We start from the raw sequence: 11807 nt of genomic DNA on the forward strand, positions 1-11807 counted from the left end.
CGCTCTACCCGAAGAACCAGCTTTGCCTGATACTGGAACACCAGACGCCCACGCGTACGGCGTTCCAGCCTCGGGAAATACCGTGTACCACGGCGACAACCTCTCCATCCTCGGCACCCTGCCCGATCAGAGCTTCACCCTGATCTACGTGGACCCGCCATTCAACACCGGACGCAAGCAGACCCGTGCCCAGCGCACCATGGTCCGCGCTGCCGAAGGCGAAGGCGACCGCACCGGGTTCAAGGGGCGCGAGTACAACACCGAGCTGGGGATCGCCCGGTCGTATCACGATGCCTTTGACGACTACCTCAGCTTCATCGAGCCGCGGCTGCGCGAGGCCCACCGCCTGCTGGCCGAGGACGGCACGCTCTACGTGCATCTGGATTACCGCGAGGTGCATTATGTGAAGGTGCTGCTCGACGGGATTTTCGGCCGGGAGTGCTTCCTGAACGAGCTGATCTGGGCGTATGACTATGGGGCTCGTGCCAAGAGCCGCTGGCCGGCCAAGCACGACACCATCCTGGTCTATGTGAAGGATCCCAAGAAATACCACTTCGACTCGGCCGAGGTGGACCGTGAACCGTATATGGCCCCCGGCCTGGTGACCCCGGAGAAGCGTGCCCTGGGCAAGCTTCCGACCGATGTCTGGTGGCACACCATCGTCTCGCCTACCGGCAAGGAAAAGACCGGCTATCCGACGCAGAAGCCCGAAGGCGTGCTGCGCAGGATCGTGGCCGCGTCCTCGCGCCCCGGCGATTGGGTGCTGGACTTCTTCGCCGGCTCCGGCACCACCGGTGCGGTGGCGGCGAAGCTGGGACGCCAGTATGTGCTGATTGACCAGAACGTCGAAGCCATCGAGGTGATGAAGGCCCGGTTGCCTGAAGGCACCACTTATATCGAGGCCTGAGTCCCAGTCCCCTCGTCGATAATCCTTTGCAGCATGCCCGGCTCGGTGAGATTCTCACCGAGCCGGTTCAGCTTTCCGGTCCCGTGGTAGTCCGAGGATCCGGTGACGATCAGATGGTGCTCGGCGGCCAGCTCAAGCATCCAGGCCTTCCCCTCGGCGGTATTGTCCCGGTGGTGCACTTCCACTCCGGCCAGACCGGCATCGATCATCTCGTAGAAGGTCGAGTCGGGTACCACTCGTCCCCGGGCCGAGGCCTTGGGGTGCGCGAACACCGGAACGCCGCCGGCTTCGCGAACCAATTGCACGGCAGTGGCCGGATTCACCGCTGGATGCGACACGTAATAGCGCGAACGTGAGGACAGGATGTTGGCGAACGCCTCGTTGCGGTTCTCCACCACCCCCGCGGTCACCAGCGCATCGGCAATATGCGGGCGGCCAACGGTGGAGCCCGGGAGGCAATGCTCCCCCACCAGATCCCAGCTGATCGGAAAGTCCTCGGCCAGCAGATCGACAATGCGGCGGGCGCGGATGATCCGCGAGTTCAGCGAGCGGTTCAGCTCATCGAGCAGCGGCTGGTAGGTGGGGTCGTGCAGGTAGCTGAGCAGGTGCACGCTGATACCGTGGGCATCCTGGCAGGTGATTTCCATGCCCGGAACGAACCCCAGTCCCAGCTTCCGCGCCTGCTCCGCGGCTTCGTCCCAACCGCTGGTCTGGTCATGATCTGTCAACGCCACGACATCCAGGCCGGCAGCCGACGCTGCGCGCATCAGCTCGGACGGAGTTTCAGTTCCGTCGGACACATTGGAGTGGGTGTGCAGGTCAATTCGCATATGCCTAGGTTATCCCCTGCGCTGATTCTTTGCTGGGATACAGCTGATGGTGACACACTTGGAGCATGACCAATCAAGATTCAACTGCACCAAGCACTGATCAGCCGTTGGAAGACCGCGTGAACAACCGTTCCCAGCGTCCAACGTCCAAGGCATTCCAGGAATTCATGGCCTCCTCGTGGGCCCCGGACACCTCGGACTTGCCAGAGCAGGATGCCGCTGCCAGCTACGCGGCGGCCCGTCGTGCCAAGCTCTCGGAAAACTTCACAGGCGAACGCATCGTAATCCCGGCCGGCCCGCTCAAGGTCCGTTCCAACGACACCGACTACCGCTTCCGCCCGCATTCAGCCTTCGCCCACCTCACCGGCCTGGGCGTCGACCACGAGCCCGACGCAGTACTGGTCATGGAACCAACCGATGACGGCGCAGGCGAGCACGGCTCCAACCACGTCTCCACCCTGTACTTCGCGCCGATGGCCGGCCGCGACACCACCGACTTCTACCTGAACTCGCGGTCCGGCGAATTCTGGGTCGGCCCTCGCCCTACCCTCTCCTCGCTGTCGGCACGCACCGGGATGCCTACCGACTCGCTGGAACAGCTGGAAATGGCGATCACCAAGAACTCCGGCCCGCAGGCCCTGGGCGGCATCCGCATCCGCCTGGTGCGCGAAGTCGACCTGAACATCGAGGCGCTGGTGGACACCTCGCGCATCAACACCGGGCAGGACTTGGAAGCCAGCGACGCCCTGGATACCGAGCTGTCCGAGTTCGTTTCTGAGCTTCGCCTCATCAAGGACGAATACGAAATCGCGGAGCTGCGCAAGTCGGTTGCCGCAACCATCAACGGTTTCGAAGATGTGGTGCGCAACTTGGACAAGGCCGTCGCCCACGAACGCGGCGAACGCGTTGTCGAAGGCGCCTTCTTCGCCCGTGCCCGCCTTGAGGGCAACGAGCTGGGCTATGACACCATCGCCGCCTCGGGCAACAACGCCACCATCTTGCACTGGATCCGCAACACCGGATCCGTCAAGCCGGGCGAGGTGCTGCTGCTGGACGCCGGTGTCGAGGCCGAATCGCTGTACACCGCGGACATCACCCGTTCGCTGCCGGTGTCAGGCAAGTACACCGAGGTACAGCGCAAGGTCTACCAGGCCGTACTGGATGCCGCAGATGCCACGTTCGCCGCGGCCAAGCCGGGGCTGAAGTTCCGCGACCTGCACCAGATCGCTACCCGTGTCCTGGCCGAGCGCCTGTCCGAGTGGGGCCTGTTGCCGGTCTCCGTGGAAGAAGCAATGGATCCAGAAGGCCAGCATCACCGCCGCTGGATGCCGCACGGCACCAGCCACCATCTGGGCCTGGACGTGCACGACTGCGCGCAGGCTCGCGCCGACCTGTACCTGGATGCCGAGCTGGAAGAAGGCATGGTCTTCACCATCGAACCTGGCCTGTATTTCAAGGACGAGGATTTGGCGATCCCCGAAGAATACCGTGGCTTGGGCGTGCGTATCGAGGATGACATTCTGGTCACCGCCGATGGCGCCGAGAACCTGAGCGTTGCCCTGCCGCGCAAGCCTGACGAGGTCGAAGCGTGGATGGCTAAGCTGCGCGGCTGAATCCTTCGGCGGCGTTAAACGGCGAAGGCCTGGGTGCAGTTACCGTGGTAACTGCACCCAGGCCTTGCTTGTGCCCGGCGGTCGCCCTAGCCTTCCAAATCCTTGCGGGACGCTGGATCCTGCTCAGGCTCTTCGGCCTGGGCTTGCGGTTGTTGCGAGGTATCGACCTTCGGCTCGACTTCCGACAGGTCCTGCGCTTCCGGGGCCTCGGATGCGGGTGCTTGGGCGTCCTCCTTGGCCGGCTGTGCCGCTGGAGCTGCCGGCTTGGCCTCGTTCACTCGCACGCCATAGCGCGGACGGCCATCTGGCAGGTCGGGGAACTGCGAGCTGCGCTCCGCGCCGGTTGCAGGCTGCGCACCGCTGGCCGGTGCTGCCGCGGCTGGCTGTGCTGGAGGCGTGGCGGGGGCGGCAGGCGCCTGCTGCTGCGGGGCCGCCGCTGGGTGCGCCGGGGCCTGATGCGGGCGCATAGGCAGCTTGGAGGCCAGGGTGCGGGCAGCCTGCGCATGCTCGAAATCAACCACTACGTCGAAGCTGGTGGCCACGAACTGGCTGGAGGACGCGAAATCGCGCTTGCCACGACGGGTCGAATAGCTGATCACGCCAGCGATCATCCAGATAGCCATGCCCAGGCCGATAGCCGAGAGAATCTGGTACAGCCCGTTTCCGCCTCCGCCGAAGAGCGTCAGCAGCAGGCCGACGAACAGGCCCATCATGCCGCCCTGGGCGGCACCGGCCAGCGCCACGCGCGGGTAGGACAGCTTCGCGGTGACCCGCTCCACGGTGCGCACGTCGTTGCCGACGATGCTTACCGCAGCGACCGGGAAATCATTATCGGCCAGGTAATCCACGAGCTTCTGGGCATCGAGATAGCTGGTGTAACGTCCAAGCAGTTCTCCGCGCGGCAAGCCGCTGGTGCTAATCGAATTTACTCCATGAGGCGAGGTCATATCTATATTGTGCACGGGTTTACTGTGAGCCTGCATAGTTGTGAAGCAACTATCGCTGTGGGTGAAAGAAACAGGGCGTCGCCTGTGGCTTGGCACACCGGGAACAGGCCGTGAACGCGATAGTCTAGGAAGGTGAGCGCACAAGTGTCTAAAATCTTCGTCGCCCGGCTGCTCGGGCTTGATGTCTTTGACCCCTTGGGCGACCGCCTAGGCCGTTTACGCGATGTCGTGGTGGTCTCCCGCGGCCCCAAGAAACCCGACGCCTGCGTGGGCCTGGTCGTTGAGGTCCCCGGCAAGCGGCGGGTCTTCGTTCCGATGACCCGCATACAGTCCATGGAAGCCAACCAGGTGATCTGCAACGGCCTGGTGAACATGCGCCGCTTCCAGCAGCGCGGCCAGGAAATTCTGGTGGCCGCCGAAATGTTCGACCGCACCATCACCTTCATTGACGGGTCCGGCCGCGGCGTCATCGAGGATATCGGCCTTGCGCAGACCCGTCGAGGCGACTGGGAAATCAACGAATACTATGTCCAGCGTGGCGAACCGACCGCCAATCTGCTGGGCCTGCGTTCGCGCCGCCGCAACAAGGTACTGGTCTCCTGGGACGAGGTCAGCCACGGTTCGAAGAGCGAACCGCAGTCCGCTGACACCTTCGTGGCAGCCCACGACGAGATGAAGCCCGCAGACTTCGCCGACGCCCTGCACGAAATGAATGAGAAGCGCCGCCTGGAAATTGCCACCCATCTGCAAGATGAGCGCCTGGCTGACGTGCTCCAGGAGCTCCCGGACCGCGAGCAGGTGGAAATTCTCTCCGCACTGGGGCTGGAACGCGCCGCGGACGTGCTTGAGGAAATGGACCCGGATGACGCGGCCGACCTCCTGGCCGAAGTCAGCGAAGAGACCAAGCACCAGCTGCTGGATCTGATGAACGAGGAAGAGGCCAAGGACGTCCGCCGCCTGCTCGCCTACCCTGAAGGCACCGCCGGTTCGATCATGACCCCTGTTCCGGTCATCCTCACCCCGGAATCCACGGTCGCGGAAGCTTTGGCGTCGGTGCGTCTGGAGGAGTTGAGCCCCGCGCTGGCTTCCACCGTGTATGTGGTGCGCCCGCCTCTGGAGACCCCCACCGGACGCTACTTGGGCCAAGTTCACATCCAGGCGCTGCTGCGTGCCGCTCCCCCGGAACCGTTGGGCGATATCCTAGATACCGAGCTGGAACCGATGTCGGATCTGGCCAATATTACCGAAGTGGTTCGCCATTTGGCCACCTACAACCTCACCAGCGTCGGCGTGACCAACAAGGAGGGCCGGCTGGTCGGCGCCATCACCGTGGATGACGTGCTGGACCACATCCTTCCGGATGACTGGCGTTCCCAGGACTAGCCAACGCCCCAACTACCCACCAGCAGCAAAGGAGTTCCAGCTATGGCTGAGCAGCGCAAGAGTAACGGCCTGGATACCCCGCTTGCAGCACGGCAACGCTTCTGGCCGAGGTTCTCCCCGAACCCCGACCTCTTCGGTTCGGCCACGGAGAAGTTCGCCCGCTTCATGGGCACTCCCCAGTTCCTGCTGTACATGACGGTATTCTGCGCCTTCTGGCTGATCTGGAATTCGGTCGCGCCGATCAATTGGCGTTTCGACGATGCCACCATCGGCTTCACCGCGCTGACGCTGATGCTTTCCCTGCAGGCTTCCTACGCGGCTCCGCTGCTGCTGCTGGCACAGAACCGCCAGGATGACCGCGACCGCGTCTCACTGTCAGAGGACCGTGCCCGGGCAGAACGCAACCTGTACGACACCGAGTACCTGACCCGCGAGCTGGCTTCCCTGCGTCTGGCCCTGCGCGATGTCGCCACCCGCGACTACGTCCGTTCGGAATTGCGCAATGTCCTAGAAGAACTGCTGGAAACCGCCGACGGCGAAGAACTGCACCTGCGTGCCAAGAAAAAGGGCGGCAACAAGAACTCCCAGCCGCAAACCGGAATGATCGAAACCGTCAAGCCCCAGCAGAGCCAGCACCGGAAGAACAACTGAGCATTGAGCAACACCCCAGAACTCCTCGCCGCCCTCGCACAGGTCAACGACCCGGAGCTCCGCCGGCCCATCACCGAACTGGGCATGGTGGAATCCGCTGAATTGGCCGATGGCACGGCCACCGTGAAGATCTTGCTGACCATCGCCGGTTGCCCGATGCGCTCCACCATCGAGCAGGACGCCACAGCGGCCCTGCTGGCCGTGGACGGCGTGCAGCACGTCGAGGTGGAGCTGGGTGTCATGGATCCGCACCAGCGGGCAGCGTTGCGCGAGTCCCTGGCCAGCCGCCGCACGCCGTTCTCCGACCCTGCCTCCTTGACCCGGGTGATCGCGGTGGCCAGCGGCAAGGGCGGAGTGGGCAAGTCGTCGCTGACCGCGAATCTCGCCTGCCAGCTGGCAGCCCAGGGGCTGAAGGTCGGACTGATCGACGCCGACGTGCACGGATTCTCCATTCCCTCGCTGATGGGAATCTCGCAGAACCCCACCCGGGTGGATGAGATGATCTTGCCACCGGTAGCGCACGGGGTGAAGGTCATTTCCATTGGCATGTTCCTGGATTCCAACCAGCCGGTGATCTGGCGTGGACCGATGCTGCACCGCGCCTTGGAACAGTTCCTTTCGGATGTCTATTTCGGCGACTTGGACTACCTGTTCCTCGATCTGCCGCCGGGCACCGGGGACATGGCGATCTCAGTTTCCCAGCTGCTGCCCAATAGCGAGCTCCTGGTGATCACCACCCCGCAGTCCACTGCGACAGAGGTTGCCGAACGCGCCGGCACCATCGCCTTGCAGACCAAGCAGAAGGTGATCGGCGTGGTGGAGAACATGAGCTTCCTGCAGCTGCCCGACGGCACGCGCATGGAGGTCTTCGGTTCCGGCGGCGGCGCCAAGCTCAGCGACTCGCTGAGCCAGCAACTGGGATACCCGGTGGAACTGCTGGCCCAGATTCCATTGGAAGAATCCGTACGCGTGGGCTCGGATCAAGGACAGCCGGTGGTGCTCAGCACCCCGGATGCTCCTGCCGCCACGGCGATGCGGGAGCTTGCAGGAAAACTGGAACAACGACCGCGCGGACTTGCCGGGCGATCGTTGCCAATGACGTTCTAAAATGGGTTGCAGGCCTAAGTTGCTTCGGAGTCGAACGGAGCCGGTTCGTTGGCGCCCAGCTGCTGCTGCGTGGTGATGGAAGGAACCGCGGTACGTACCGGAGCCGGTGCCACCGTCTTGGCGGGGGTGCTCTTGGCAACATTCACGGCATCATCGAATTCATCGATAAGCGCTTCCTTGATGATTCGACGAGGATCATACTGGCGCGGGTCCAGCTTCTTCCAGTCGATATCGGCAACTTCGTCGCCGACTTCCTCGCGCAGCTGCTCCTTGGCCCCATTGGCCATGCGCCGCACTTCTTTGACCAGATTCGCTAGCTTTTTGGCGTACTCGGGAAGCTTTTCGGGGCCCAGAATAACGACCGCAAGCACGGCGAGAACGACAAACTCGCCACCATTAATACCAAAAAGATCCACGTAAGAAGATTACCTTGTTCCAGAGCCACTAACGAAGTCACCGCGCCATGCCAACGGTGAACACCCGGTGAACGGGGTTAGCTGGCTGCGCGCAAGCCTCGCGGGATGCGTGGCAACGACATGGTCTTGGCTGGGCGATTCGCCGGATTGCGGTGAGCAAGCGCGTCTCGCAGCATGGCACGGCCACGGTGGATCCGCGAGCGCACCGTACCTAGCTTCACGTCCAATATGCGTGAGACTTCCTCGTAGGAAAAGCCTTCCATGTCGCACAGGACGATTGCCGCACGGAACTCCGGGGACAGGGCGCGCAAGGCCTCTTGCACGTCGACATCCAGGTTGTTGAATTCGAAATAGCGTTCCGGGGTCACAGCGGTACCGGGCATCCGGTCTTCGCTTCCCTCGGCGAAACGATCGAAGCGGATCTTGCTCTTGCGCCGCGCCTGATCCAGGAATAGATTCGTGGTGATGCGGTGCAGCCACCCGCCCATGGTTCCCGGAGTGTAGTTCTCCAGTGCCTTGAACGCGCGAACAAATGCCTCTTGGGAAAGGTCCTCGGCATCCTGGCGGTTGCCAGTCAACCGGTAGGCCAAACGGAAAACCCGCTGCCCATGCTCCTGGACCATCTGGTCCCAGGTCGGGGTCGCGGTTTCGCCAGTCGCAGCAGCAGAAACAGATTCACTTCGTGCATTGTTCACACTCCAAGTATGAAATGGGAAGCTGAGCTGAAGCTAAGAATCCTCTGCGCGAGAACCTGCAAGTTCAACGATTTCGGGTAACGGCGTAGGTACGATTGGTACTGGCCACGCCAATTCAACTCTTGAGGACCACCGCAGATGCCTTCGATGAATCCAGAACTCTTTGCGAGCTGGACCTACGCCCAGACCCACGTCAACGAGCCGGAGCATGTCGCCGCGGTTCGCGAGCGCGCGGAAGACCTGGGCGTGCGGTGCATTGACCCGGCGGGCCGCTCCATGCTGCAGCTGCTATGCACCCTGCGCCAGCCGCGCAACGTCGTGGAAATCGGTTCCGGCGTGGGTGTCGCGTCCTTGGCAATGCTGGAAGCCATGGGCAGCGCCATGACGTTGACCGCGATCGAACCGGATCTGGAACACGCCAATGCGATGCGGCAGGGCCTGCGCGACTCGTCAATCCCGTCAGCCCGCGCCCGGATCATCAATGAGCGTGCGGAGAACGTGCTCTCGCGCTTGGCGGACCACGCCTACGACCTGGTGCTCATCGATGCCGGCGCCGAACTGCTGCTCGAATATGTAGCGGAAGCCAAGCGGCTGGTGGGAACCGGCGGCGTGATCATCGTGAACCATGCCTTCGACGAGCACCGCCTGGCCAAGCCGGCAGTGCGTCGGCAGTCCACCGTCACGACCCGCGATGCACTGCGCATGATGCGCGAGGATCCGCGGCTGCAAACGCACCTTGTCCCAACCGAGCAGGGATTGTTCGTAGCTACTGTCCTTCCGGCCAAGCCGGCCACGTGGCGCTAGGAGCCATTTTCGGGCAAAACGAAGGACCGACATTTCTGCCGGTCCTCAATTGCCGCACGAACACCTCGTGCGGCCAAGCTGGAACTTGAGCAACCCTACTCGGTGACCTTGAGCAGGCACTCGCGCAATTCGGTTGCCTCGTCGTTGTTCAACTCGACCACCAGTCGTCCGCCTCCGTCGATTGGCAGGCGCAAGATGAGGCTGCGCCCTTCCTTAGCGACTTCCATTGGCCCGTCACCGGTGCGTGGCTTCATAGCAGCCATTAAGCTGTTCCCTTCGTCTGTGGCTAACACATGCGTTGGCGCGTGCCGCGCATGCAACCGAATGCCTAGTCCATCCTCAGCAAGGAATCCCGGCTGAGTTGGGACACTTATCTCTTATTATTACTAATTTTCGTTCGTGTCGCTAATCACACGCCGTGACTCCAGATCACGAATCGTATTCTCAAGGTTGGTGATTTCGGCCGCCAGGACATCGAGCACATCATCGACCTGGTCGCAACGGTAGCCGCGCAAGCCCAGGGAGAAGCGGACCTTGTCCACGTCCTCGGCGCGCGGATTCTTGGGCAGCAGCACCGGTGGCAGCGATGCCTGGTGCTCGACCAATCCGGTGATGGCCTCCCCAGTGGATTCGAAGTGGCGGCCGGCTGGCACGTTCTTCCGCTGGCTGGAGAACAGCAGCGCGACCGCGCCGACCAGCAATACCGCAATGGCAATCAGGAGCGTTGGCATCGGTTACTGCCCCTTCGCCAAGTTGCCGACCTTCTGGTTTTCCTGATGTGCGCGCAGCACCAGATCCACCGCTTCATCAGGATCATCCGTGATCGTGAACAGATCCATATCAGCCGGCGATATGGTGCCTTCGGCAACGAGCGTGCTGGCCATCCAGTCGACCAAGCCTCCCCAGTACTCGCTGCCCACAAGCACGATCGGGAAGCTGGTGATCTTCTTGGTCTGCACAAGGGTCAGCGCTTCGAAGAGTTCATCAAGGGTGCCGAAACCGCCAGGCAGCACAATGAAGCCCTGCGAGTACTTCACGAACATCGTTTTGCGCACGAAGAAGTAGCGGAAGTTCAGGCCCTTGTTCACCGAGGCATTCAGTCCGGTCTCGAAGGGAAGCTCAATTCCCAGGCCCACCGAGACCCCGTCCTTCTCCGCGGCACCCTTGTTGGCGGCTTCCATTGCACCAGGGCCGCCACCGGTGATCGTGGTGATGCCTTCCTCGGCCAGCCGGCTGCCGACACGCTCGGCCATCGCGTAGTAAGGGCTGTTCCGGTCGGTGCGCGCCGAACCGAAAACTGCGATGGCGGGTCCGGTATCGGCCATGGTTCCAAAGCCGCTGACGAATTCCGATTGGATCCGCAGCACTCGCCACACATCGGTGTGCGTGACGTCGGCCTGCGGACTGTCCAGGAGATAGTGGTCAAGCTGATCTTCCGGCTGTTTCCCTGGCCAGCTCGCTTCGATGTGGCGCTTTTGCCCGAGGCGGGCATTTTCTTCACTCTTACGCTGATGAACCATGCCTTCACTCTATCGGTTAGTTCTGCCCATCCATGGATGTGACCTACCGCTGATTGAAGAACAGTTTGATAACAACTCGGTGTGACGTGGCCGAAGACTCGCGTAGCCGGCGTCACATCAAGTAATGTCTACAACATGAACAGCGATCATCAGGCTCAGGCTTCTTCTGCCGGCCCTATCGTCCAGCTGACTGGGGTCAATAAGCACTACGGTGCGTTGCATGTGCTCAATGACATCAATCTCGAAGTCACCAAGGGCGAGGTTGTTGTGATCCTCGGTCCTTCCGGCTCGGGCAAGTCGACGTTGTGCCGCGCCATCAACCGGCTTGAAACCATCGATGAAGGCACCATCAAGATTGACGGCAAGACCCTTCCCGAAGAAGGAAAGGCGCTGGCCAATCTGCGTGCAGATGTCGGCATGGTCTTCCAGTCGTTCAACCTCTTCGCCCACAAGTCGATCTTGGAAAACGTGACCCTCGGACCGATCAAGGTCAAGGGCATGAAGAAAGACGAAGCGAAGAACTTGGCAATGCAGTTGCTGGAGCGGGTCGGCGTGGCCAACCAGGCCGGCAAGCTGCCGGCACAGCTTTCCGGCGGCCAGCAGCAGCGCGTGGCGATCGCCCGCGCACTGGCCATGAAGCCGAAGGTCATGCTCTTCGACGAACCGACCAGCGCCCTGGACCCGGAAATGATCAACGAGGTCCTGGACACCATGGTCGGACTGGCGAGGGAAGGCATGACCATGCTCGTGGTCACCCACGAGATGGGCTTCGCGCGGAAGGCCGCGGATCGCGTGATCTTCATGGCCGACGGCCAGATCGTCGAGCAGGCTTCACCGGAAGATTTCTTCACCAATCCCAAATCCGACCGTGCCAAGGACTTCCTTGGCAAGCTGATCACCAACCACTGATTTCATCATCACGCATCCACTAGGA

Annotated in this window: 14 protein-coding genes; 7 read left to right on the top strand and 7 right to left on the bottom strand. The window is 62.2% G+C overall.

The window, feature by feature from the left end; genetic code table 11:
• The first annotated feature begins 22 nt into the window (after positions 1-22).
• A complete protein-coding gene (locus tag ACLQ8T_RS10980) occupies positions 23-907 on the top strand; it encodes a DNA-methyltransferase (protein WP_413456402.1) in 885 nt (294 codons plus the stop codon).
• On the opposite strand, the gene ACLQ8T_RS10985 is transcribed toward ACLQ8T_RS10980, so the two are convergent.
• Positions 892-1737 (bottom strand): PHP domain-containing protein, encoded by an 846-nt coding sequence (locus ACLQ8T_RS10985; protein WP_204722521.1) that lies wholly within the window; start codon positions 1735-1737, stop codon positions 892-894. The genes ACLQ8T_RS10980 and ACLQ8T_RS10985 overlap by 16 nt on opposite strands.
• Before the next feature lie 65 nt (positions 1738-1802).
• On the opposite strand from ACLQ8T_RS10985, the gene ACLQ8T_RS10990 reads away from it, so the two are divergent.
• Positions 1803-3350 (top strand): aminopeptidase P family protein, encoded by a 1548-nt coding sequence (locus tag ACLQ8T_RS10990; RefSeq protein ID WP_413454650.1) that lies wholly within the window; start codon positions 1803-1805, stop codon positions 3348-3350.
• Positions 3351-3436: 86 nt separating this feature from the next.
• On the opposite strand, the gene ACLQ8T_RS10995 is transcribed toward ACLQ8T_RS10990, so the two are convergent.
• On the bottom strand, positions 3437-4255 hold the full coding sequence (locus ACLQ8T_RS10995) for a general stress protein (protein WP_413454651.1): 819 nt from the start codon (positions 4253-4255) through the stop codon (positions 3437-3439).
• Positions 4256-4429: 174 nt separating this feature from the next.
• Here ACLQ8T_RS10995 and ACLQ8T_RS11000 point away from each other — a divergent pair, with 174 nt between their 5' ends.
• The 3 genes from ACLQ8T_RS11000 to ACLQ8T_RS11010 are packed head-to-tail and all read left to right on the top strand — an operon-like array spanning position 4430 to position 7438.
• Positions 4430-5680, top strand: a complete 1251-nt coding sequence (locus ACLQ8T_RS11000) for a magnesium transporter MgtE N-terminal domain-containing protein (protein WP_413454652.1) — start codon at positions 4430-4432, stop codon at positions 5678-5680.
• Positions 5681-5722: 42 nt separating this feature from the next.
• Positions 5723-6331: a DUF1003 domain-containing protein gene (locus tag ACLQ8T_RS11005; protein ID WP_128469965.1), complete on the top strand. Its 609-nt coding sequence runs from the start codon at positions 5723-5725 to the stop codon at positions 6329-6331.
• A gap of 3 nt (positions 6332-6334) precedes the next feature.
• Complete coding sequence (locus ACLQ8T_RS11010) at positions 6335-7438, top strand: Mrp/NBP35 family ATP-binding protein (protein ID WP_413454653.1); 1104 nt, start codon at positions 6335-6337, stop codon at positions 7436-7438.
• 14 nt (positions 7439-7452) lie between these two features.
• On the opposite strand, the gene ACLQ8T_RS11015 is transcribed toward ACLQ8T_RS11010, so the two are convergent.
• Together ACLQ8T_RS11015 and sigE are read right to left on the bottom strand one after the other, a co-directional pair.
• On the bottom strand, positions 7453-7854 hold the full coding sequence (locus ACLQ8T_RS11015) for a sec-independent translocase (RefSeq protein ID WP_204722526.1): 402 nt from the start codon (positions 7852-7854) through the stop codon (positions 7453-7455).
• Positions 7855-7931: 77 nt separating this feature from the next.
• Positions 7932-8549, bottom strand: coding sequence for an RNA polymerase sigma factor SigE (sigE, locus tag ACLQ8T_RS11020; RefSeq protein ID WP_038990605.1), 618 nt, complete (start codon positions 8547-8549; stop codon positions 7932-7934).
• 138 nt (positions 8550-8687) lie between these two features.
• Between sigE and ACLQ8T_RS11025 the strand changes: the two genes are divergently transcribed.
• Positions 8688-9353, top strand: coding sequence for an O-methyltransferase (locus ACLQ8T_RS11025; RefSeq protein WP_413454654.1), 666 nt, complete (start codon positions 8688-8690; stop codon positions 9351-9353).
• Positions 9354-9448: 95 nt separating this feature from the next.
• On the opposite strand, the gene ACLQ8T_RS11030 is transcribed toward ACLQ8T_RS11025, so the two are convergent.
• The 3 genes from ACLQ8T_RS11030 to ACLQ8T_RS11040 form a co-directional block, all read right to left on the bottom strand.
• A complete protein-coding gene (locus ACLQ8T_RS11030) occupies positions 9449-9616 on the bottom strand; it encodes a DUF3117 domain-containing protein (protein ID WP_013349509.1) in 168 nt (55 codons plus the stop codon).
• Between the two features lie 123 nt (positions 9617-9739).
• On the bottom strand, positions 9740-10084 hold the full coding sequence (locus tag ACLQ8T_RS11035) for a DivIVA domain-containing protein (RefSeq protein WP_413454655.1): 345 nt from the start codon (positions 10082-10084) through the stop codon (positions 9740-9742).
• Positions 10085-10087: 3 nt separating this feature from the next.
• Positions 10088-10873, bottom strand: a complete 786-nt coding sequence (locus ACLQ8T_RS11040) for a TIGR00730 family Rossman fold protein (protein ID WP_204722529.1) — start codon at positions 10871-10873, stop codon at positions 10088-10090.
• 177 nt (positions 10874-11050) lie between these two features.
• On the opposite strand from ACLQ8T_RS11040, the gene ACLQ8T_RS11045 reads away from it, so the two are divergent.
• Positions 11051-11782, top strand: a complete 732-nt coding sequence (locus ACLQ8T_RS11045; protein WP_204723291.1) for an ATP-binding cassette domain-containing protein — start codon at positions 11051-11053, stop codon at positions 11780-11782.
• The last annotated feature ends 25 nt before the right edge of the window (positions 11783-11807 follow it).

Source organism: Glutamicibacter sp. FR1, assembly GCF_047300825.1.
GTDB lineage: Bacteria > Actinomycetota > Actinomycetes > Actinomycetales > Micrococcaceae > Glutamicibacter > Glutamicibacter nicotianae.